Raw genomic sequence first — 20366 nt, 5'->3', positions numbered from 1 at the left:
CGTGCCGCTGAGCGATCAGCAGCGCACGGACGAGCCCGCCACCGACTCCGGTGGCGGGCTCGTCCGTCTCCGTCTGGCCGTGCAGTACGACGGCACCGGCTTCCACGGCTGGGCCCGCCAGCCGGCGATGCGCACGGTCCAGCACGAGCTGGAGCGGGGTCTGGCCACGGTGCTCCGCCGCGACGTCGACCTCACCGTCGCCGGCCGCACCGACGCCGGCGTGCACGCCACCGGTCAGGTCGTCCACTGCGACGTCCCGCGGGGGGTGTGGCAGGAGCAGGCCGCCAAGCTGGTCCGGCGGCTCCGCGGCGTCCTGCCGTCGGACGTGGTGGTCCGGTCGGTGACCGAGGCGCCCCCGGACTTCGATGCGCGCTTCGGTGCGCTGGCCCGCCACTACGCGTACCGGCTGACCGACGACCCGGCGGGTCCGCCGCCGCTGCGCCGGAACGACACGGTGGCCTGGCCGCGTCGGCTCGACGCCACCGCCATGGATCTCGCGGCGGGGCTGCTCCTCGGTGAGCACGACTTCGCGGCCTTCTGCAGGCGCCGCGAGGGGGCGACGACGATCCGCACCCTGCTGCGGCTCAAGGTCTCGAGGGCCGTGGAGGACGCCGGCGTCGAGGTGCTCCGCATCGATGCGTCCGCCGACGCCTTCTGCCACTCGATGGTGCGCAGCCTCGTGGGGGGCCTGATCGCGGTGGGTGAGGGGCGGCGCCCGCTCGACTGGCCGGCGAGCCTCCTGGCACGCTCCGAGCGGTCCAGCGAGGTGCCGGTCGCCCCGGCCCACGGCCTGACGCTGCTCGCCGTCGACTACCCGCCCGATGCCGAGCTCGCCACCCGTGCCCAGGTCACCCGGGCGCGCCGGGGGTGACGGCCGGGCCGTCGAACAGCCGGTCCAGGCGGTAGCCCAGGATCGCCAGCGCGTCCTCGGCGTCCCGCTGCCGGCCGAGCACGCTGTCGCTGAGGCCGTTCACCAGGGCGAGCAGGCTCGCCGCCTCGATGCGGGCGTCCCGCTGTGCGTCGACATCTCCGCTCTGCTGCGCGCGCACGACGTACCCGGTCAGCAGGTCGGCGAGCGCATCCGGGTGGTCGGTGGTGCCCTCCAGCAGCCCGGGGTCGGTCAGCGTTGCGGCGAAGTAGGCCGTCCACGCCATGCGGTCCGCACGACTCGACTCGTCGGTGGGCAGGATGCTGCCGAGCACGACCTCGAGGGCCAGCCGCGGTGGCAGGCCGGCACCGTGCGCGGTGGCGCGCTCACGGACCCGGCGGTCGAACCGCGCCGCGAGCTCGTCCAGGCCGGCCCGCATCAGCGTCCGCTTGTCGGTGAAGTAGTACTGCACCAGGCGCAGCGACACCCTCGCTTCGGCGGCGACCTCCCGCATGGTGACCGCCTGCAGGCCGCGGCTGCTCGCGATGCGCAGCAGAGCCGCTGTGATGTGTGCCCGCCGTTCGCCGTGGTCGACGCGCCTGGGCATCAGGCCTCCGCGCGTGGGCAGCTCACGGATGGGGGGAAGGAGAGCACCCGGTCGGCCACCAGCTCGGGAGCCTCGACCTGCAGCGCGTGGCCGGTGCCGGGGACGACCTCCACGCGCCAGTCCGGCCGTACGGCGGACAGGCGGCGGGCGACCGCGGTGGCATCGTGGATGGTGCTGCGCTCGCCGATCAGCACCTGCACCGGCGGGGCGACGCTCTCGAGCTCGTCGTCCGACCACGGCGAGGGGGCGGGGAGCCGGCGCCGGAAGGCCATGGATGCCGACACCAGGGCCATGAGGTCGTCGTCGGCGAGCGTGCCGTTCACCAGGCGCCGGGCCGCCCGGTGGCGCAGTCCCCGGGGCAGTGCGGCGGCCATCCCGCCGAGGACCACCCAGCGGTAGAAGCGGCCGGTCAGCGGCTGGAGGCCGGCCGGGTCCACGAGCGTCACCGCGGAGATCCGCCCCGGCTGCACCCGCGCGTGCTCCAGGGCCAGCCAGCCGCCGTAGGAGCACCCCACCAGGTGGGCGCCACGGGCCCCGACCCCGGCGAGCACCTCCTCGAGCCAGCCCGTGAGCGCCGGCCCGTCGGCCGGCGGCGCGGTCTGCCGGGAGCGGCCGGGCTCACCGGGTGTGTCCACGACCAGCACCGGGTGCTGCCGGCTCAACGCGGCGACGGCGCGGTACCAGCCGATCGCGTTGCCACCCGCGCCGCTGAGCAGGACGACCGGGGCGCTGCCGGTCGGGCCGGCCCGGTATCCCCGGACGGTGCCCGCCGTGGTCGGCAGGTCGACCGGATCGACCGGGACCGGCCAGACCCGGTCCAGCACCTCGTCGTAGCGCACGAGGAACCTGTTCCGCGCTGCATCGCTGGTGAACGCGGACGGGCGGGCGGTCCTGGTGGGCATGGCGGCTCCTGCCTCGGCAGCCTTGATGATACAGGTGTACCACCAAGCGTCGCCGGGCGGAAGGGCCGCGTCAGGGGACGGAGGCGACCGCCTCGGCGACCGGCGTCGTGCCGGAGACCAGCTCCACCACGGCTCCGTCGCGCGGGGAGTCGAGGAATGCCAGCAGCACGGCGGCGACGTCGTCGCGGGGGATCTCGCCGCGCTCCACGTGCCGGTCGAGGGTGACCCGGCCCGTGCCGGGATCGTCGGTCAGGCCGCCCGGCCGCAGCACCGTGACCGCGAGGGCGGGGCGGGCGAGCAGGTTCTGCTCGGCGGCGAGCTTGGCGCGCAGGTAGGCGGCGAACACCTCGTCGACGCCGTCGGGCGCGGCGCCACCGGCCACCAGGTCGGTCCCCATGGACGAGACGAGCAGGTAGGTGCGCACCCCCGCCCGCTCGGCGGCGTCGGCCAGCAGCACCGCCGCTCCGCGGTCGACGCTGTCCTTGCGGGCGGCCCCGCTGCCCGGCCCGGCGCCCGCGGCGAACACGACCCCGTCAGCGCCCTGCAGCACCTCGGCGACCTCCTCGAGCGAGGCCGACTCGAGGTCGATCACCGCCGGCGTCACGCCATCGGCTTCCAGGTCGGCCCGGTGATCGGGATTGCGGACGAGCCCGACGACGGTGTCGCCGCGGCCGGACAGGAGACGGCCGAGGCGGCGGGCGACCTGCCCGTGGGCCCCGGCGATGACGATGCGCATGCCCACGCCCTACCCGGGGGGCGCGCCGGCTACCGCCCGGGCGCGCGCCAGCTCCTCGGGGGTGTCGCAGTCCAGCCACGGCGCCGGGCGGCCGGGTGCCACCGGCGGGGAGAAGCGGTCGACGGCGAGCCCGGAGACCACCCGGTGCAGGGCGCGAGGGCAGTCCGGCGCGGCCACGGCGGCGCGCAGCGCAGCCGTGCGCCAGGCGCCGAGCAGGAGCTGGTCGCGACCGGTGTCGTCGACCACCAGGACACCGTCGTGGCGCAGGCGTCGGCGCAGCTCCGCGACCAGGTGGGCGGTGAGGAACGGCAGGTCGGCGGCGAGGAGGACGACGACGGCGGTGTCCACGACCGCGAGCCCGGCCCGCAGCGCCGCGACGGGCCCACCGCCGGGCGGCGCCTCGCGGGTCAGGAGGACATCGCCCGGGACCTCCTGCGCCGGCCCCACGACGATCCGCTGCCGCGCGTCGCCGACGGCGTCGAGGACGGCCGTCAGCATCGACCGGCGGCCCACGCGCAGCTGGGGCTTGGCCTGCCCGCCCAGCCGCTCGGCCCGTCCACCGGCCAGCACCACGGCCGAGTACGGGGGCAGCGGGTCCACGCCGACACGGTAGGCCCACGGCATGGGTACCGTCCTCCGCGTGGGACGAGTCACCAGCCGCACCCCGGTGCTGCGCATCCGCGGCGCGCAGCACACCACCCGGCCCGACACGGTCGCCGCGGAGGAGCCGCTCGAGATCCGCCTGGGCGGTACCGCGCTGGCGATCACCATGCGCACCCCCGGCGACGACTTCGACCTGGTGCACGGCTTCCTGGCGACCGAGGGCGTGATCCGCGGCGCCGACGACGTCGCGGGCCTGCGCTACTGCGACTCGGTCGACGCGGACGGGCGCAACACGTACAACGTCGTGGACGTCGACCTGGCGCCCGGCGTGCCGATGCCCGACACCGGGCTGGAGCGGAACTTCTACACGTCCAGCTCCTGCGGGGTCTGCGGCAAGGCGAGCATCGACGCGATCCGCACGAAGACCTCCTTCGACGTCGCCGCCGACACCCTGCGGCTCCCACTGGCGGCCCTGCTGGCGCTGCCGGACCGGCTCCGCGCCCAGCAGCAGGTGTTCGACAAGACCGGTGGCCTGCACGCCGCCGGGCTGTTCGGCGCCGACGGCGAGCTGCTCGCGCTGCGCGAGGACGTCGGTCGGCACAACGCGGTGGACAAGGTGATCGGCGACGGCGTGCGGGCCGGCCGGCTGCCGCTGGCCGGGCACGTCCTGATGGTGAGCGGCCGGGCGAGCTTCGAGCTGACCCAGAAGGCGGCCATGGCCGGCATCCCGGTGCTGGCGGCGGTCTCCGCGCCGTCGTCGCTGGCCGTGGAGCTGGCCCGCGAGGTCGGCATCACCCTCGTCGGCTTCCTCCGTGGCGACGGCTGCAACGTCTACACCCACCAGGAGCGCATCGCACTGGACTGACGCGGCCACCTGCACGGGCCTTGCGCGCCCCGCGAGGTGACCGCAGGAGTGGGGGCCGGAGGCTCCCGCGACGCAGGTCAGGACGCGCTCAGCGCAGCTGGGGCACGGCTCCTGGCCGCGATGTCGTCCGGAGGACGACGTCAGACATGGTCTCCGCCGCGGAGCTGGCTCACCACGTGCGGGAGCAGCGGGCCGAGGACGGCGAGCCCGTCCCGCACCCCGCCGGTGGAGCCGGGCAGGTTGACGATCAGCGTGCGCGCGGCGGTGCCGGCCAGCCCGCGGGAGAGGACCGCCGTGGGGACCCCGTGCTCGGCGCCGTACCGGCGGACCGCCTCGGCGATGCCGGGCGCCTCCCGCTCGAGCACCGCCCGGGTGGCCTCGGGTGTGACGTCGGTGGGGGAGAGGCCGGTGCCGCCGGTGGTGACCACCAGGTCGACGCCGAGGTCCACCGCGTTGCGCAGCACGGCCTCCAGCTCGGCGGCGTCGTCGGGCCGCACGTGCGGCCCCTCCACCGCGAAGCCCAGCTCGCGCAACCCGGCGGCGAGCACCTGGCCGCTGCGGTCCTCGTAGACGCCGGCCGCGGCCCGGTTCGAGGCGGTGAGTACGACGGCGCGCGCGCCGGCCGGGAGCGCGGCGGTCACCGGGTCCACTCCCCGCTCTTGCCGCCGGACTTCCGCAGCAGCCGGACGTCGGTGATCGTCGCCCGCGGGTCGACCGCCTTCACCATGTCGATCATGGTGAGCCCGGCCACGGTGACCGCGGTGAGCGCCTCCATCTCCACCCCGGTGCGGTCGGCGGTGCGGGCGGTGGCGGTGATCTCGACCGCGTCGTCGGCGACCTCGACGTCCACCGTCACGCCGTGCAGGGCGATCGGGTGGCACAGCGGCACCAGGTCCGGCGTCCGCTTGGCCCCGGCGATGCCGGCGATCCGCGCGACGGCGACGGCGTCGCCCTTGGGGACGCCCTTCCCGCGCAGCAGGTCGACCACCTCGGCGCTGACCAGCACCCGGCCGGCCGCGGTGGCCTCCCGGGCGGTGACCGCCTTGGCGGAGACGTCGACCATCCGGGCGGCGCCGGACTCGTCGACGTGGGTGAGGCGTGGTCCGGTCACTGGAGCGCTCCCTCGATCAGCACGACGTCCACGGAGGCGCCGGCGGGCAGTTCGGTGACGTCCTCGGGCACGACGACCAGGCAGTTGGCCCGGGCCAGGTGTGCGACCAGGTGGGAGCCGGGTCCGCCGACCTGGGAGACCTCCCCGCCCTCGTAGCGGCCGCGCAGGTACTGCCGGCGACCGGCGGGGGAGCGCAGCGGGCCGGCGAGCCGGGCGGGTACCCGCACCCGGGCGGGCGAGCTGTGCCCCAGTGCCCGGCGCAGGGCCGGGCGGACGAACACCTCGAAGGAGACGAAGGCGCTCACCGGGTTGCCGGGGAGGGTGACCACGGGGACGCCGTCGACCGTGCCGGCGCCCTGGGGCCCGCCGGGCTGCATGGCGACCTTGCCGAACTCGACGGTGCCGAGCGTGCGGAAGGCGTCCTTGACCACCTCGTAGGCGCCGGCGCTCACCCCGCCGCTGGTGATCAGCAGGTCGGCCGTCGCCAGCTCCGCCCGCACGGTGGCGAGGAACTGGTCCACGTCGTCGGGGACGAAGTGCAGTCGCCGGGGGATGCCGCCGGCCTCCTCGACCGCGGCGGCCAGCAGCACCGAGTTGGACTCGTAGATCTGCCCCCGCGCCAGCGGCTGCCCCGGTGCGACGAGCTCGCTGCCGGTGGAGAGGACCAGTACCCGCGGCCGGCGCCGGACGACCAGCTCCGAAACCCCCACCGCGGCGGCCAGGCCCAGCTGGGCGGCGCCGAGCGGGGCCCCGGCGGGGAGGGCGACGGTGCCTGCGGTGATGTCCTCGCCGGCCGCCCGCAGGTGGCTCCCGGCGGGCGGGCGGTCGCGGATCTCCACGACGTCGGTGCCCCCGTCGGTGAGCTCCACGGGGACGACGACGTCGGCCCCCGGGGGCAGCGGGGCCCCGGTCATGATGCGGTGGACGGTGCCCGGCGCCAGGGGGACGACGTCGGTGCGCCCGGCGGGGATGTCCTCGGCCACCGGCAGCCGGACCGGGCCGCCGTCGTCGCCGGCGAGCTCGGCCCACCGGCCGGCGTAGCCGTCCATCGCCGAGTTGTCGAAGCCCGGCAGCGGCACCTCGGCGACGACGTCGCGCGCCAGCACCCGACCGTGCGCGGCCGACACGGGCACGGTCTCCTCGGGCAGGGCGGGCAGCAGGGCGTCCACCACCGACTGGTGTTCCTCGACCGTGCGCACGGGGCACATCCTCGCCCATCGCCGCGTGCCCGCCACCGGCGGTGGAAGGGGGCGCGTGGATGGCAGCGGTCGTCGTGCTGGGCCAGATCGGCCGCGATCTGGTGCTCCGGCTCTCGCGGGTGCCCGCGGCCGGTGGGTCGGCCCCGGCCACGGGGCGCCGGGAGCTGCTCGGCGGGAAGGGGGCGAACCAGGCGGTCGCGCTGACCCAGCTCGGCGTCCCGGTGGCGCTGGTCGGCGTCGTCGGCGACGACGCCGCGGGACGCGACGTGCGGGCGCAGGCCGCCGCCGACGGGATCGACGTCTCCGGCGTCGTCACCCGGCCGGGCACGCCCACCGCGCTGCTGCTCGACCTGGTGGAGGACGGCGGCCGCCGGCGGCTGGTCGAGGACGTGCCGCCCGGCGCGCTGCTGACCCCCGCCGACGTGGCCGGCGCGGCCGAGCAGCTGGCGGCCTGCCAGGTGCTGAGCCTGCAGCTGCAGCAGCCCGGCGCGGCGGTGCGCGCGGCGCTGGCGCGCGTCCCCCGGACGGCCTTCGTGGTGGCCGACGGCGCCGCGGAGGACCCGGCGACGAGGGAGGCGGTGCTCGCCCGCGCGGACGTCGTCCGGGCCGACGCCACCGAGGCCGAGCTCCTGGTCGGCCGCCCGCTGCCCCGTGTGGAGGACGCCCGCGACGCCGCGGCGCAGCTGCTGGCGGCGGGCCCCCGGCTGGTGGCGATGGCGGTGGGGAAGCAGGGCGACCTGGTGGCCTGGCGGTCCGGACCGGCCCTCGGCGTCGCGGCGGGGGAGCGCGAGGTCGACCCGGCGTGGGCCGATGGCGAGCTCGTCGTGCCGCTGCTCGGGGAGGCGTCGGTCGACCCGACCGGAGCCGGGGACGTGTGGGTGGCGGCGCTCGTCGCCGCGCTGCTCGGCAGGGGCGGCCCCGAGGACGCGGCCTGGCTCGCCGCCGCGGCGGCGGCCGCGACGGTCTCGCACGCAGGGGGCAGGCCGGCGCTGGACCCGGCGGTGCTGGCCGACGTGGTCGCCCGCGAGCGCGGACGCCTGGGAGTCCGGTTATCGTCCGGTCGTGGCTGAGATCGACCGGATGCTCGAAGCGAACGCGGAGTGGGCCGAGCGGTTCCCCGGCAGCAAGCCGGTGGCCCCGGCCCGGAAGGTCGCCGTCGTGGCGTGCATGGACTCCCGGATGCCGCTGTTCCCCCTCCTGGGTCTGGAGGTCGGTGACGCGCACGTCATCCGCAATGCCGGCGGCGTCGTCACCGAGGACACCGTGCGGTCGCTGACCATCTCGCAGCACCTGCTCGGCACCCGGGAGATCGTGCTGGTCCACCACACCGACTGCGGGCTGCAGAAGAGCAACGACGTCGACTTCGCCGACCGGGTCGAGCAGGCCACCGGCCGCCGTCCCCCGTGGTCGGCGCGCACGTTCACCGACGTCGACGCCGACGTCCGCGAGTCGATGCGGCTGCTGCGGGACTGCCCCTACCTCCTGTCGCGCGAGGTGCGGGGGACGGTCTACGACGTCGACACCGGGCGGCTGCGCGAAGTCCGGTAACCGGCCGTCAGCGGCCCCCGTCCAGGGTCCCGGTGACACGCTGGAACGGCCCCCGTCCAGAGGCTCGCCCCGAGCCTGCGAGGGGTGAGGAGGACGGAGGTCCTTCGACTGGTATCGTGCTCGGTTGGCGCGCGTGCCGGCTGGTGCCGCGCGTGCAGAACCGTCTCCCGTGCTCGGCGAGGCGATCCCACCAGCCATCCCGACGACGACGGAGGACGCGCGCCGTGCGCACGTACACCCCCAAGCCCGGCGAGGTCGCCCGGGCCTGGCACGTCATCGACGCCACGGACGTGGTGCTCGGTCGACTGGCCAGCCAGACCGCGCAGCTCCTGCGCGGCAAGCACAAGCCCCAGTACGCCCCGCACGTGGACGTCGGCGACTTCGTCGTCATCGTCAACGCCGGCAAGGTCGCCCTGACCGGGTCCAAGCGCGAGGACAAGCGCGCCTACCGGCACTCCGGCCACCCGGGTGGCCTCAAGACCATCAACGTGGGCGACCAGCTGCGCACGCACCCCGACCGCGTCATCGAGCGCGCGATCAAGGGCATGCTGCCGCACAACAGCCTCGGTCGGCAGATGATCAAGAAGCTCAAGGTCTACGCCGGCCCGGAGCACCCGCACGCCGCGCAGCAGCCCCAGACCTACGAGATCAAGCAGGTGGCCCAGTGACCAGCGCACTGACCGTGACCGACGCCGAGGGGCGTCCGGTGCAGACCGTCGGCCGGCGCAAGGAGGCAGTCGTCCGCGTGCGGCTGCTCCCCGGCACCGGCCAGTTCAAGCTTAACGGCCGCACCCTCGAGGAGTACTTCCCGAACAAGGTGCACCAGCAGCTCATCCGTGAGCCGTTCGTGACCCTCGAGAAGGCCGAGCAGTACGACGTCGTCGGCCTCCTCAAGGGTGGCGGCGTCACGGGCCAGGCCGGCGCGCTGCGCCTGGCCATCGCCCGCGCCCTCATCGAGGTCGAGAGCGAGGACCGCCCGGCCCTCAAGAAGGCCGGCTTCCTGACCCGTGACCCGCGGGTCAAGGAGCGCAAGAAGTACGGGCTCAAGAAGGCCCGCAAGGCGCCTCAGTACTCCAAGCGCTGACCGGCACGGCTGCGTCGGCCATGGGGGGGAGACTCTTCGGCACCGACGGCGTCCGGGGTCGGGCGAACGCCGACCTCACGCCGGAGCTGGCCCTCTCGGTGGCACGCGCCGCCGCAGGCGTGCTCGCCGACCGCGACGGGACCTCGCGTCCCGTCGCGGTCGTCGGCCGCGACCCCCGTGCCAGCGGGGAGATGCTCGAGGCCGCGGTCGTCGCGGGCCTCACGAGCGCCGGAGCCGAGGTGCTCCTCGCCGGGGTGGTCCCCACGCCGGCGCTGGCCTGGCTGACCGGCCGCAGCGGCGCCGATCTCGGCGTCATGATCTCGGCCAGCCACAACCCGATGCCCGACAACGGCATCAAGCTCTTCAGCCGGGGCGGGCACAAGCTGCCCGATGCCGTCGAGGCGGCCATCGAGCAGACCGTCGCCTCCGGCTCCTCCGACGGCCACCGCCCCACCGGCGGCGGGGTCGGCCGCGTCCGCGCACTCGACGACGGCACCGACGCCTACGTCGAGCACCTGCTCGGCACGGCCGTCCGGCCGCTGACCGGCCTGTCCGTCGTCGTGGACGCCGCCCACGGAGCGGCCGCCACGGCCGCCCCCGAGGTCTACCGGCGGGCCGGCGCGACGGTGCACGCGATCGGCTGCGCGCCCGACGGCTGGAACATCAACGACGGCGTGGGCTCCACCCACCTCGGGCCGCTGGTCGAGGCCGTCCGGGCGCGCGGCGCCGACATCGGGCTCGCCCACGACGGGGACGCCGACCGGTGCCTCGCCGTCACCGCCGACGGCGACGTCGTCGACGGCGACGCCATCCTGGCCATCTGCGCGCTGGACCTGCACGAGCGCGGTGCGCTGAAGTCCGACACGGTCGTCGCGACGGTGATGAGCAACCTCGGGTTCCACCACACGATGCGCGACGCCGGGATCACCGTGAGCACGACGGCCGTCGGCGACCGCTACGTGCTCGAGGCCTTGCGCGCCCACGACCTCAGCCTCGGCGGGGAGCAGAGCGGGCACCTCGTCTTCCTGGAGCACGCCACCACCGGCGACGGCCTGCTCACCGGGCTGGCCCTGCTCTCCCGCATGGCCGGCACCGGCGCCTCGCTGGCGGAGCTGGCCTCGGTGGTGCAGCGGCTGCCGCAGGTGCTGGTCAACGTGCCGGTCTCCGACCGCCTCGCCGTGGCCGAGAGCGACGAGGTCGCCGCCGCGGTCAACGCGGTGGAGGCGGAGCTGGGCGACAGCGGCCGGGTGCTGCTGCGCCCGTCGGGCACCGAGCAGCTGATCCGCGTCATGGTGGAGGCGCCCACGCAGGAGCAGGCCGACGCCGTCGCCCAGCGGCTCGCGGAGGTCGTCGCCGCGGTCGGCTGACGGCTGGATCCGGCCTCACCCCTCGGGGCGGACCGGTCGCGCGCGGGGGACGAACGGGCCACGGTCCCCGGTACTCTCGGTGAAATGTGCGGCATCGTGGGATACGTCGGCCCTCAGGACGCGCTGGACGTCGTCCTGGAGGGGCTGCGCCGGCTCGAGTACCGCGGGTACGACTCCGCGGGCATCGCCGTGGTCTCCGGCGGTGAGCTGAGCACGGCGAAGAAGGCCGGCAAGCTGGCCAACCTGGAGAAGGTGCTGGCCGACGAGCCGCTGCCGGCCGCCACGATCGGCATCGGGCACACCCGGTGGGCGACCCACGGCGGCCCCACCGACCGGAACGCCCACCCGCACGTCTCCGGTGACGGGACCGTCGCGGTGATCCACAACGGCATCATCGAGAACTTCGTGGCGCTGCGGGCCGAGTGCGAGGCCGCCGGCGTGGAGTTCACGTCGGAGACCGACACCGAGGTGGTGGCCCACCTGCTCGCCGCCGTCTACGGGGCGACCCCGGAGGGGCCGGGCCGGCTGGCCGAGGCGATGCGCGGGGTCTGCCGGCGGCTGGAGGGCGCGTTCACCCTCGTCGCCACCCACGTCGCCGAGCCCGACACCCTCGTCGCCGCCCGGCGCAGCAGCCCGCTCGTGGTCGGCATCGGGGAGACGGCCGACGGCGTGGCCGAGTACTTCCTGGGCTCCGACGTCGCGGCGTTCATCGGGCACACCAAGGAGGCCCGGGAGCTCGGCCAGGACCAGGTGGTCGAGATCGACCGCACCCGCGGGCTCACGGTGACCGGCTTCGACGGGGCGCCGGCCGAGCCCACGGCCTACACGGTCGACTGGGACGCCGCCGCCGCCGAGAAGGGCGGCTACGACTGGTTCATGCTCAAGGAGATCGCCGAGCAGCCGCAGGCGATCGCCGACACCCTGCTGGGCCGGCTGGGCGAGAACGGCGAGCTGGTTCTCGACGAGGTCCGGCTGTCGGACCAGGAGCTCCGCGACATCGACAAGATCTTCGTCGTCTCCTGCGGCACGAGCTACCACGCGGGCCTGATCGCCAAGTACGCCATCGAGCACTGGACCCGCATCCCGGTCGAGGTGGAGGTCGCCAGCGAGTTCCGCTACCGCGACCCGGTGCTCGACCGCTCCACGCTGGTCATCGTCATCAGCCAGTCCGGCGAGACGATGGACACCCTCATGGCGCTGCGGCACGCCAAGGAGCAGAAGGCCCGCGTGCTCGCCATCTGCAACGCCAACGGCTCGACCATCCCCCGGGAGTCCGACGCCGTCCTGTACACCCACGCCGGCCCCGAGATCGCCGTCGCGTCGACCAAGGCGTTCCTCGCCCAGGTCGTCGCCTGCTACCTCGTCGGGCTCTTCCTGGCCCAGGTGCGCGGGGTCAAGTACGAGGACGAGATCGCCGCGATCGTCGAGGACCTGCGGCAGCTGCCCGACGCCGTCGAGAAGGTGCTGGAGCAGATGGAGCCGGTGCGCGCGCTGGGCCGGTCGCTCGCCGACGCGGGCACCATCCTGTTCCTCGGCCGGCACGTGGGGTTCCCCGTGGCGCTGGAGGGTGCGCTCAAGCTCAAGGAGCTGGCCTACATCCACGCCGAGGGCTTCGCCGCGGGCGAGCTGAAGCACGGGCCGATCGCCGTCGTCGACCAGGGCACCCCGGTCGTCGTCGTGGTGCCCTCGCCGCGCAGCCGCAACTCGGTGCACGGCAAGGTCGTGTCCAACATCCAGGAGGTCCGGGCCCGCGGGGCGCGCACGATCGTGATCGCCGAGGACGGCGACGACGACGTGGTGCCGTTCGCCGACCACCTGATCCGGGTGCCGCGCACGCCGACCCTCATGGCCCCCGTGGTGACGACCGTGCCGCTGCAGGTGCTCGCCTGCGAGATCGCCGACACCCGTGGGTACGACGTCGACCAGCCGCGCAACCTGGCCAAGAGCGTCACCGTCGAGTAGTAGGACCTCGATGCCCCCCACGACTCGCTCCGCTCGCCGCGGGCCCCTGCATCGAGGCCGTTCCATCCGGTCGCCTCGGTGATCATCGGGGTGGGGATCGACGTCGTGCCGGTCGAGCGGTTCGCGCAGTCGCTCACCCGCACGCCGGGGCTGCGCGACCGGCTGTTCACCGCCGAGGAGCAGCGCACCCCCTCCGGGGCCCCGCGGACCGGGGAGTCGCTGGCCGCCCGGTTCGCCGCCAAGGAGGCGCTCGCCAAGGCCCTCGGCGCGCCCGGTGACCTGCGCTGGCACGACGCCGAGGTGACCGTCGGCGAGCACGGGCGCCCGCAGCTGGCCGTCCGCGGCTCGGTGGCCGGGCGGGCCGCGCAGCTGGGCGTCACGTCGTGGCACGTCTCGCTGAGCCACGACGGCGGCATCGCCTCCGCGGTGGTCGTCGCCGAGGGCCTGACCCGGGAGGCCACATGATCGACCTGCACACCGCCGCGGAGGTGCGGGCGGCCGAGGCCCCGTTGCTGGCCGCCCTCCCGGACGGCGCCCTCATGCAGCGGGCGGCTGCCGGGCTGGCCACCGTGTGCCTGCGGCTGCTCGCCCGCCCGTACGGCGCCCGGGTGGCCCTGCTGGTGGGCGCGGGGAACAACGGCGGCGACGCCCTCTTCGCCGGCGCCCGGCTCGCTGCGCGTGGCGCCCGGGTGACCGCCGTCCTCCTCGCCGCCGACCGCACGCACCCGGCCGGCCTCGCCGCTTTCCGCCGGGCCGGTGGCCGCACCGTCGACGCCGGGTCGGCCGGTCCGCTGCTCGACCGCGCGGACCTGGTGCTCGACGGCATCGTCGGCCTGGGCGGTACCGGCGGGCTGCGGCAGCCGGCCGCCGCACTCGTCGAGCGGGCCGCCGCCGGGCCGGCGCACATGGTGGCGGTCGACCTGCCCAGCGGCGTGGACGCCGACACCGGTGCCGTGCCGGGCGCTGCCTTTCCGGCGACCCACACCGTCACCTTCGGGGCGGTCAAGCCGGGCCTGGTCACCGGGGCCGGGCGCGGCTGCGCCGGGCAGGTGCACCTGGTCGACATCGGGCTCGGGCCGCACCTGCCGGCACCGACCGCCCGCCAGCTGACCGACGCCGACGTCGCCGCCCGGCTGCCGCTGCCCGACGCCGACGACGACAAGTACTCGCAGGGGGTCGTCGGCGTGGTCGCCGGCTCGGCCGCCTATCCCGGGGCCGGGGTGCTCTGCACCGGTGCGGCGCTGCGGACCCGTCCCGGGCTGGTGCGCTACGCCGGGACGGCGGCCGACGGCGTGCGGGCCGCGTGGCCGGAGGCGATCGTCACCGACGGCCGGCCGGGGGACGCCGGCCGCGTGCAGGCGTGGGTGGTCGGGCCGGGCCTGGGCACCGGCGACGACGCCCGGAGCGTGCTCGCCGAGGTGCTCGCCACCGATCTGCCCGTGCTCGTCGACGCCGACGGGCTGACCCTGCTCGCCCGCGAGCCCGAGCTCGTGCGCCGCCGGGCGGCCGCCACCGTGCTCACCCCGCACGACCGGGAGTTCGCCCGCTTCGGTGCCGAGCCCGGGGACGACCGCCTCGGGGCCACCCGCCGGCTGGCGGCCGACCTGGGGGCGGTCGTCCTGCTGAAGGGCGACGCCACCGTGGTCGCCGATCCGGAGGGCACCGCGTTCGTCAACGGCACCGGCACCCCGTGGCTGGCCACCGCGGGCACCGGCGACGTGCTCTCGGGCATCGCCGGCGCACTGCTGGCGGCGGGTCTGTCCGCGGCCGAGGCGGCGGCGGTGGCCGCGCACGTCCACGGGCGGGCCGGGCAGGTCGCCGCGGCCGGCGGCCCGTTCCTCGCGGGCGACGTCGTGCGACACCTCCCCGAGGCGATCAGCCGGGTCCGTGGGACCTCGCCGGCCGGCCTGCCAGACTCGGAGGCGTGACGAACGGAACCGGTGCGGAGGTGGTCGTCGACCTCGACGCGATCGCCCGGAACACCGCGGTGCTGCGCGAACGGGTGGGCCGCCCGCTGATGGCGGTCGTCAAGGCCGACGGGTACGGGCACGGTCTCGTCCCCTCGGCGCGGGCCGCGCTCGCCGGCGGTGCCGACCAGCTGGGCGTGGCGGTGATCAGCGAGGCGCTGGCCCTGCGGGCGGCGGGCATCACCGCGCCGGTGCTGGCCTGGCTCAACGGCCCGGGTGCCGACGTCGCCGCTGCGCTGACCGCGGACGTCGAGGTGTCGGTCAACGCCGCGTGGGGCCTCGCCGAGGTCGTCGCCGCCGCCCGGGCGACCGGCCGGACCGCGCGGCTGCACCTGTTCGTCGACACCGGGCTCTCCCGGGAGGGCGCCCCGGTGGCCGAGTGGCCGGCGCTCGTGGCCGCGGCCGCCCGCGCGCAGGCCGACGGCGACGTCGTGGTCGTGGGGCTGTGGAGCCACCTGGCCTACGCCGACGCGCCCACGCACCCCACCATCGGCGCGCAGGTGCGGGTCTTCGAGGAGGCGGTCGCGGTGGCCCGGGCAGCCGGGCTCACCGACGCCCGCCGGCACCTGGCCAACTCGGCGGCGACGGTCGCCCTGCCGGGGACCTGGTACGACATGGTGCGCCCGGGCGTCGCCGTCTACGGGCTGGACCCCCTCGGCGGGGACGCCGCCGACCACGGCCTGCGGCCGGCGATGACGGTGCGGGCCCGCGTGGCGCTCACCAAGCGCGTCGCAGCCGGGGCCGGGGTCTCCTACGGCCACACCTACGCGACCCCGGCCGAGACCACCCTGGCCCTGGTGCCCGTCGGCTACGCCGACGGGGTGCCGCGGGCCGCTGGCAACAGCGCACCCGTCCTGGCGGCGGGCACGCAGCGGACCATCGCCGGCCGGGTGTGCATGGACCAGTTCGTCCTGGACGTCGGCGACGACACGATCGCCGCCGGCGACGAGGTGGTCCTCTGGGGGCCGGGGGACGGTGGAGAGCCGACCGCCCAGCAGTGGGCGGACGCCGTCGGCACCATCCACTACGAGCTGGTCACCCGGATCGGCGGGCGGTTCACCCGCCGCTACGTCGGGTCGGCGGGGGCGGTCTGATGGTGCGGAACCGCTCGCGGCCGGCCCGGCGCCCGCACAAGCACCCCACGGCGCACGCCGCCGGCCTGCTGGGTGCCGTCGTCGGGCTGGCCGCCGCCGGCACCGCGGCCGGCGTGGCGCTCAGCCGGGTCGCGGCCCGCCGCGTGCGCGCTGCCGAGCTCGGCCCCGCCGCCGAGCTCTCGGCCGCGCGGGCCGAGCGCCGGCTGCGGCAGGCCGACCCGCTCGGCGCCGACGCCCGCCCGGCCGACCGCACCGCACTGGTGCGCGCCGACGACGGCGTGCTCCTCTCCGTGGAGGAGATCGGGCCCCGCGACGCACCCCTGACCGTCGTCTTCGTGCACGGCTACACGCTCTCGATGGCGTCGTGGGCGTTCCAGCGACGCACCCTCGCCGCGGAGCTGGCCACCGGGAACGGGCACCGACCGCAGGCCCGGCTCGTCTTCTACGACCAGCGCGGCCACGGCTCCTCCGGCCGGGGCCCGGCCGAGCACTCCACCATCGAGCAGCTGGCGGCCGACCTCGTGGCGGTCCTGGACGCCCGGGTGGCGCGTGGACCGGTCGTCCTCGTCGGTCACTCCATGGGCGGGATGACGATCATGGGCCTGGCCGCGACGCGACCGGACCTGTTCGGCAGCCGGGTGCGCGGCGTCGCACTCGTCTCCACCTCGAGCGGCAACCTCGCCGACCTCAGCTTCGGCCTGCCCGAGATGCTCACCCGGATGCGGGCCGCGGTGCTGCCGGTCGCCGCCTGGACGATGCGCCGCCGGCCGGCCTTCGCCGAGCGCACCCGTCGGGTGGCCGCCGACCTCGTCTCGGCGGCGACCCGGGCGCTCTCGTTCGGCTCGTCCGACGTCGAGCCCGCGCTGGTGCGCTACGTCGACGCGATGATCGCCGGCACCCCGGTCGACGTCATCGCGGAGTTCTACCCGGCGCTCGCCGGCCTGGACGAGACCGGTCGCCTGGAGCCGCTGCGCCGGGTGCCGACCCTGGTGCTCACCGGGGACCGGGACAGGATGATCCCCAAGGAGCACAGCGACCTCATCGTGGAGCGGCTCGACGCGACGGGGGAGAACGCCGTCGACTACGTCGTCGTCCCCGGGGCCGGTCACATGGTCCCCCTGGAGGAGCCCGACCAGGTGAGCCGGGCGATCGCCGGGCTGCTCCGGCGCGTGGCCGCCGGGCTCGGCGTGGGCGCGACGAGCTGACCCGGCCCCCGGAGCGGGCCTGCCGGCGCGGTTAGGGTGCGGGGGTGGCCGCCCTCCGTCCGCCCCGGCTCGACGCCGCCGCCGACGAGGTCGCCCGCACCGCGGCAGCGGCCGCGGACTGGGCGGCCCTCGCGGACGTGGCCCGCTCCTGCGTGGCGTGCCCCGAGCTGGCCGCGGCCCGGCAGCACGTCGTCGTCGGGGACCTCCCGCGCGGCGGCCGGCCCAGGTTCGTGCTGGTCGGCGAGGCGCCGGGCGCGACCGAGGACGAGACCGGCCGGCCGTTCGTCGGGAAGTCGGGGGCCTTGCTGGACCAGCTGCTGGCCGAGGCCGGGCTGTCGCGGGCCGAGGCCGCCGTGCTCAACATCGTGAAGTGCCGGCCGCCGGCCAACCGCACACCGAAGGCTGCCGAGGTGGCGCGGTGCAGCGGGTGGCTCCGCCGTCAGCTCGAGCTCCTCGACACGCCCGTCGTCGTCGCGCTCGGGCTCTCCTCGGCCAAGTGGTTCCTCGGCCCGCGCACGGTGCTCGCGGCGGTCCGCGGCCGCCCGCACGACGTCGACGGCCGCGCCGTCTGGGCCACCTACCACCCGTCGGCCGCCATCCGGTTCGGCCCGAACGGTGCCCCCCGCGCCGGGCTGCTGGCTGACCTGACCGCCGTCGCCGGGGCGCTGGAGGAGGTCGCGTGAGGCGCGAGCACGTGCTGCCGGAGCTCGCCGACACCCACGCCCTGGGCGAGGCGCTGGCCGCCCTCGCCCGCCCCGGCGACCTGCTGGTGCTGGTCGGCCCGCTCGGCGCGGGCAAGACGGCGCTCACCCAGGGCATCGGTGCCGGGCTCGGCGTCCGGGAACCGGTCACCTCGCCCACGTTCGTCATCGCCCGGGTGCACCGCGGCGGGCGGATCCCGCTGGTGCACGTGGACGCCTACCGGCTCGGCGGGCACGCCGACGTCGACGACCTCGACCTCGATGCCTCGACCGAGGAGTCGGTCACGGTCGTCGAGTGGGGGCAGGGGCTGGTCGAGCAGCTGGCCGACGAGCACCTGGAGGTGCGGCTGGACCGGCGCGACGACGACGTCCGCACCGCGTTGCTCGTGCCGCACGGCCCGGGGTGGGCGGCCCGGCTCGACGCGAGCTGACACCGGCGGCCACACGGGGTCGGGTGGCAGGATCCGCCACCGTGACCCCTCCTGGTGCGCCCCCGGCGCCGTACCGCACCGTCGTCGCCGACGGGCTGCCGGAGCTGGACCAGCGGTTGTCCGGCGAGCTCGACGCGTTCAACGCCGCCGCGACCGAGCCCGTGGCGCCGGCCCGGGAGCTGACCGTGCAGGTCCTCGACCCCTCGGGACAGCTCGCCGCGGGGTTGAGCGGCTGGACGTGGGGTGTGGCCGCCGGCATCGGGATGACCTGGGTGCGCGCGGAGTCCCGTGGCGACGGCCTGGGGGCAGTGCTGCTGGCGAGCTTCGAGACCGAGGCGCGGGCACGGGGGTGTACCCACGTGTTCGTCACCTCGTTCACCTTCCAGGCGCCGGGCTTCTACGAGCGGCACGGCTACCGCGAGATCTTCCGCTGGGAGGGCGTGCCCACGCCCGGCGCCGCCGACGTGCACCTCCGGAAGGAGCTGTGACCCCGGGCCCTCCCGCTGTGGAGCTCATCGCCCTCGGCCCGACCGCGCTGCGTGCGCTCGCCGACGGGGACCTGGCCGCGGCCGAGGCGGCGGCGCCGGTGCCCCTGAGCCCCTACCTCGTCGGGCGGGAGTGCCGCTGGGTGTGGAGGGTCCGGGCCGAGCAGGTGGTGGCCGACCCGGGCAGCGCCCGCTGGATCACCCGGGTGGTCCGCGATCCGGGGCGGGAGCTGACCGTGGGCCGGGCCGGCTTCCACGGGCCGCCGGACGCCTCCGGCATGGTGGAGGTCGGCTACTCGATCGATCCGGAGCACCGGCGGCAGGGGTACGCGCGGGCGGCGCTGCGGGCGCTGCTGGCGTGGGCGGCCGACGAGCCGGCGGTGACCACGGTTCGCGCGTCGGTGGCCCCGGCGAACACCGCCTCGCGGGACCTGGTGGTCGGCGAGGGGTTCGTCGCCGTGGGGGAGCAGGTCGACGAGGAGGACGGTCTCGAGATCGTCTACGAGGTGGCCGCCGGCACTCGCCTACGCTGAGCGGTCGTGCTGGTCCTCGCGCTCGACACCGCCACCCCGACGCTCGTCGCGGGGCTCGCGCGGTGGACCCCTGACGGCGGCACGGAGGTGCTCGCCGAGCGCGCCGTCCCGTCGGGCACGAAGCACGCCGAGCTGCTGACCCCGGCGATCGAGGGCGTGCTCGCCGACGCAGGTGTCGCGCTGGGCGACGTCGAGGCGGTCGTCACCGGGCTCGGCCCCGGGCCGTTCACCGGTCTGCGGGTCGGCATCGTCACCGCGGCGGCGATCGCGGACGCGCGCGGCCTGCCGGTCGTGGGGGTCTGCTCGCTGGACGCCGTCGGCTCGGGCGCCCGCACGGTGGTCACCGACGCCCGCCGCAAGGAGGTCTACTGGGCCGCCTACGACGACCAGGACCGGCGGGTCGACGGCCCGGGCGTCGAGCGCCCCGAGGAGCTCGGCCGGACCGGGCCGTTCGTCGGTGACCCGGCGTTCGCCGAGCGGCTCGGTGCCGACGTGCAACCGGCGGAGGTGACGACGGCGGGGCTGCTGCGCGCCGCGGCGGCACAGCTGGCCGACCCGTCGTCCGCCGCGCCGCTGGTGCCGCTGTACCTGCGCCGCCCCGACGCCGTCCCGCCCAGCTCGATCAAGGCGGTGTCGCAGAAGTGACCGTCCGGCTGCGCCCGATGCGGCTGGCCGACCTGCCCGCGGTGATGGAGCTGGAGGAGGAGCTCTTCGCCCCCGACACGTGGACGGTCGCCATGTACCGCGACGAGCTGGCGCGCACCGACACCCGGCACTACCTGGTGGCCGAGGACGAGGGGGCGGTCGTCGGCTACGCCGGGCTGATCGCCTACGACGACGAGGCGCACATCGCCACGATCGGAGTCACCGGCGCCCGGCAGGGCGAGGGGATCGGCGCCCGGCTGCTCGACGCGCTGCTGGCCGAGGCCGACCGGCGCGGCGCACCGGTGGTGCTGCTCGAGGTGCGGGCGGACAACGAGACGGCGCAAGGGCTCTACCGGCGGCGCGGGTTCGCCGAGATTGGCAGGCGGCGCGGCTACTACCAACCGAGCGGCACGGACGCCGTGGTGATGAAGCGGGAGCGGACAGGGGCGTGAG

At 76.1% G+C, this 20366-nt stretch carries 25 protein-coding genes; 18 read left to right on the top strand and 7 right to left on the bottom strand.

Annotated features, from left to right (window positions below; translation table 11 throughout):
- Position 1: 1 nt before the first annotated feature.
- Positions 2-871 (top strand): tRNA pseudouridine(38-40) synthase TruA, encoded by an 870-nt coding sequence (gene truA / locus ACI8AP_RS16425; RefSeq protein ID WP_456590437.1) that lies wholly within the window; start codon positions 2-4, stop codon positions 869-871.
- Here truA and ACI8AP_RS16420 read toward each other — a convergent pair.
- From ACI8AP_RS16420 to mobA, 4 genes are all read right to left on the bottom strand, one after another.
- Complete coding sequence (locus tag ACI8AP_RS16420) at positions 849-1475, bottom strand: TetR/AcrR family transcriptional regulator (protein ID WP_456590436.1); 627 nt, start codon at positions 1473-1475, stop codon at positions 849-851. The two genes, truA and ACI8AP_RS16420, sit on opposite strands and share 23 nt — an antisense overlap.
- Positions 1475-2377: an alpha/beta fold hydrolase gene (locus ACI8AP_RS16415; protein WP_456590435.1), complete on the bottom strand. Its 903-nt coding sequence runs from the start codon at positions 2375-2377 to the stop codon at positions 1475-1477. The genes ACI8AP_RS16420 and ACI8AP_RS16415 overlap by 1 nt, the downstream gene beginning before the upstream one ends.
- A 70-nt stretch (positions 2378-2447) precedes the next feature.
- The gene (locus tag ACI8AP_RS16410) at positions 2448-3113 is read right to left on the bottom strand and encodes an NAD(P)H-binding protein (protein WP_456590434.1); all 666 of its coding nucleotides are present in this window, start codon (positions 3111-3113) and stop codon (positions 2448-2450) included.
- A gap of 9 nt (positions 3114-3122) precedes the next feature.
- The gene (mobA, locus tag ACI8AP_RS16405) at positions 3123-3713 is read right to left on the bottom strand and encodes a molybdenum cofactor guanylyltransferase (protein WP_456590433.1); all 591 of its coding nucleotides are present in this window, start codon (positions 3711-3713) and stop codon (positions 3123-3125) included.
- 40 nt (positions 3714-3753) lie between these two features.
- Here mobA and fdhD point away from each other — a divergent pair, with 40 nt between their 5' ends.
- Positions 3754-4581 (top strand): formate dehydrogenase accessory sulfurtransferase FdhD, encoded by an 828-nt coding sequence (fdhD, locus tag ACI8AP_RS16400; RefSeq protein ID WP_456590432.1) that lies wholly within the window; start codon positions 3754-3756, stop codon positions 4579-4581.
- Between the two features lie 140 nt (positions 4582-4721).
- Here fdhD and ACI8AP_RS16395 read toward each other — a convergent pair whose 3' ends face one another.
- The 3 genes from ACI8AP_RS16395 to moeA are packed head-to-tail and all read right to left on the bottom strand — an operon-like array spanning position 4722 to position 6900.
- Complete coding sequence (locus tag ACI8AP_RS16395; protein ID WP_456590431.1) at positions 4722-5222, bottom strand: MogA/MoaB family molybdenum cofactor biosynthesis protein; 501 nt, start codon at positions 5220-5222, stop codon at positions 4722-4724.
- Positions 5219-5692 carry a cyclic pyranopterin monophosphate synthase MoaC gene (gene moaC, locus ACI8AP_RS16390; protein WP_456590430.1) on the bottom strand — a complete coding sequence of 158 codons (474 nt, stop codon included), beginning with the start codon at positions 5690-5692 and terminating at the stop codon, positions 5219-5221. Before moaC ends, ACI8AP_RS16395 begins: the two co-directional genes overlap by 4 nt.
- The gene (gene moeA, locus ACI8AP_RS16385; protein ID WP_456590429.1) at positions 5689-6900 is read right to left on the bottom strand and encodes a molybdopterin molybdotransferase MoeA; all 1212 of its coding nucleotides are present in this window, start codon (positions 6898-6900) and stop codon (positions 5689-5691) included. The genes moaC and moeA overlap by 4 nt, the downstream gene beginning before the upstream one ends.
- Positions 6901-6950: 50 nt before the next feature.
- Here moeA and ACI8AP_RS16380 point away from each other — a divergent pair, with 50 nt between their 5' ends.
- The 16 genes from ACI8AP_RS16380 to rimI all read left to right on the top strand — a co-directional run bounded on the left by ACI8AP_RS16380 (position 6951) and on the right by rimI (position 20365).
- Positions 6951-7961: a PfkB family carbohydrate kinase gene (locus tag ACI8AP_RS16380; protein WP_456590428.1), complete on the top strand. Its 1011-nt coding sequence runs from the start codon at positions 6951-6953 to the stop codon at positions 7959-7961.
- The gene (locus tag ACI8AP_RS16375) at positions 7954-8439 is read left to right on the top strand and encodes a beta-class carbonic anhydrase (RefSeq protein WP_456590427.1); all 486 of its coding nucleotides are present in this window, start codon (positions 7954-7956) and stop codon (positions 8437-8439) included. Before ACI8AP_RS16380 ends, ACI8AP_RS16375 begins: the two co-directional genes overlap by 8 nt.
- 224 nt (positions 8440-8663) lie before the next feature.
- Complete coding sequence (gene rplM, locus ACI8AP_RS16370; RefSeq protein WP_456590426.1) at positions 8664-9107, top strand: 50S ribosomal protein L13; 444 nt, start codon at positions 8664-8666, stop codon at positions 9105-9107.
- Positions 9104-9523 carry a 30S ribosomal protein S9 gene (gene rpsI, locus ACI8AP_RS16365; RefSeq protein WP_456590425.1) on the top strand — a complete coding sequence of 140 codons (420 nt, stop codon included), beginning with the start codon at positions 9104-9106 and terminating at the stop codon, positions 9521-9523. The genes rplM and rpsI overlap by 4 nt, the downstream gene beginning before the upstream one ends.
- A gap of 20 nt (positions 9524-9543) precedes the next feature.
- A complete protein-coding gene (glmM, locus tag ACI8AP_RS16360) occupies positions 9544-10890 on the top strand; it encodes a phosphoglucosamine mutase (RefSeq protein ID WP_456590424.1) in 1347 nt (448 codons plus the stop codon).
- 84 nt (positions 10891-10974) lie between these two features.
- Complete coding sequence (glmS, locus tag ACI8AP_RS16355) at positions 10975-12852, top strand: glutamine--fructose-6-phosphate transaminase (isomerizing) (RefSeq protein WP_456590423.1); 1878 nt, start codon at positions 10975-10977, stop codon at positions 12850-12852.
- Positions 12853-12930: 78 nt separating this feature from the next.
- A complete protein-coding gene (locus ACI8AP_RS16350; RefSeq protein ID WP_456590422.1) occupies positions 12931-13317 on the top strand; it encodes a holo-ACP synthase in 387 nt (128 codons plus the stop codon).
- Complete coding sequence (locus ACI8AP_RS16345; RefSeq protein WP_456590421.1) at positions 13314-14780, top strand: NAD(P)H-hydrate dehydratase; 1467 nt, start codon at positions 13314-13316, stop codon at positions 14778-14780. Before ACI8AP_RS16350 ends, ACI8AP_RS16345 begins: the two co-directional genes overlap by 4 nt.
- Positions 14777-15913: an alanine racemase gene (gene alr, locus ACI8AP_RS16340; protein WP_456590420.1), complete on the top strand. Its 1137-nt coding sequence runs from the start codon at positions 14777-14779 to the stop codon at positions 15911-15913. Before ACI8AP_RS16345 ends, alr begins: the two co-directional genes overlap by 4 nt.
- Positions 15913-17118 (top strand): alpha/beta fold hydrolase, encoded by a 1206-nt coding sequence (locus ACI8AP_RS16335; protein ID WP_456590419.1) that lies wholly within the window; start codon positions 15913-15915, stop codon positions 17116-17118. The genes alr and ACI8AP_RS16335 overlap by 1 nt, the downstream gene beginning before the upstream one ends.
- Positions 17119-17162: 44 nt before the next feature.
- Entirely contained in the window at positions 17163-17801 is a 639-nt protein-coding gene (locus ACI8AP_RS16330) for a uracil-DNA glycosylase (RefSeq protein WP_456590418.1), read from the top strand.
- Positions 17798-18250 carry a tRNA (adenosine(37)-N6)-threonylcarbamoyltransferase complex ATPase subunit type 1 TsaE gene (gene tsaE, locus ACI8AP_RS16325; RefSeq protein ID WP_456590417.1) on the top strand — a complete coding sequence of 151 codons (453 nt, stop codon included), beginning with the start codon at positions 17798-17800 and terminating at the stop codon, positions 18248-18250. The genes ACI8AP_RS16330 and tsaE overlap by 4 nt, the downstream gene beginning before the upstream one ends.
- 41 nt (positions 18251-18291) lie before the next feature.
- Complete coding sequence (locus ACI8AP_RS16320) at positions 18292-18738, top strand: GNAT family N-acetyltransferase (protein ID WP_456590416.1); 447 nt, start codon at positions 18292-18294, stop codon at positions 18736-18738.
- A complete protein-coding gene (locus ACI8AP_RS16315; protein WP_456590415.1) occupies positions 18735-19268 on the top strand; it encodes a GNAT family N-acetyltransferase in 534 nt (177 codons plus the stop codon). The genes ACI8AP_RS16320 and ACI8AP_RS16315 overlap by 4 nt, the downstream gene beginning before the upstream one ends.
- A gap of 6 nt (positions 19269-19274) precedes the next feature.
- The gene (gene tsaB, locus ACI8AP_RS16310) at positions 19275-19913 is read left to right on the top strand and encodes a tRNA (adenosine(37)-N6)-threonylcarbamoyltransferase complex dimerization subunit type 1 TsaB (RefSeq protein WP_456590414.1); all 639 of its coding nucleotides are present in this window, start codon (positions 19275-19277) and stop codon (positions 19911-19913) included.
- A complete protein-coding gene (rimI, locus tag ACI8AP_RS16305) occupies positions 19910-20365 on the top strand; it encodes a ribosomal protein S18-alanine N-acetyltransferase (protein ID WP_456590413.1) in 456 nt (151 codons plus the stop codon). Before tsaB ends, rimI begins: the two co-directional genes overlap by 4 nt.
- The last annotated feature ends 1 nt before the right edge of the window (position 20366 follow it).

Source organism: Blastococcus sp. SYSU DS1021 (assembly GCF_054050995.1).
This window is presented reverse-complemented; position numbering and strand designations above follow the sequence as displayed.

Bases quoted from the DNA above. Each gene is read 5' to 3' on its own strand.
- glmS (WP_456590423.1), top strand. From the start codon at position 10,975: ATGTGCGGCATCGTGGGATACGTCGGCCCTCAGGACGCGCTGGACGTC.
- ACI8AP_RS16420 (WP_456590436.1), bottom strand. From the start codon at position 1,475: ATGCCCAGGCGCGTCGACCACGGCGAACGGCGGGCACACATCACAGCG.
- moeA (WP_456590429.1), bottom strand. From the start codon at position 6,900: ATGTGCCCCGTGCGCACGGTCGAGGAACACCAGTCGGTGGTGGACGCC.
- ACI8AP_RS16410 (WP_456590434.1), bottom strand. From the start codon at position 3,113: ATGCGCATCGTCATCGCCGGGGCCCACGGGCAGGTCGCCCGCCGCCTC.
- ACI8AP_RS16345 (WP_456590421.1), top strand. From the start codon at position 13,314: ATGATCGACCTGCACACCGCCGCGGAGGTGCGGGCGGCCGAGGCCCCG.
- glmM (WP_456590424.1), top strand. From the start codon at position 9,544: ATGGGGGGGAGACTCTTCGGCACCGACGGCGTCCGGGGTCGGGCGAAC.
- ACI8AP_RS16380 (WP_456590428.1), top strand. From the start codon at position 6,951: ATGGCAGCGGTCGTCGTGCTGGGCCAGATCGGCCGCGATCTGGTGCTC.
- ACI8AP_RS16335 (WP_456590419.1), top strand. From the start codon at position 15,913: ATGGTGCGGAACCGCTCGCGGCCGGCCCGGCGCCCGCACAAGCACCCC.
- ACI8AP_RS16415 (WP_456590435.1), bottom strand. From the start codon at position 2,377: ATGCCCACCAGGACCGCCCGCCCGTCCGCGTTCACCAGCGATGCAGCG.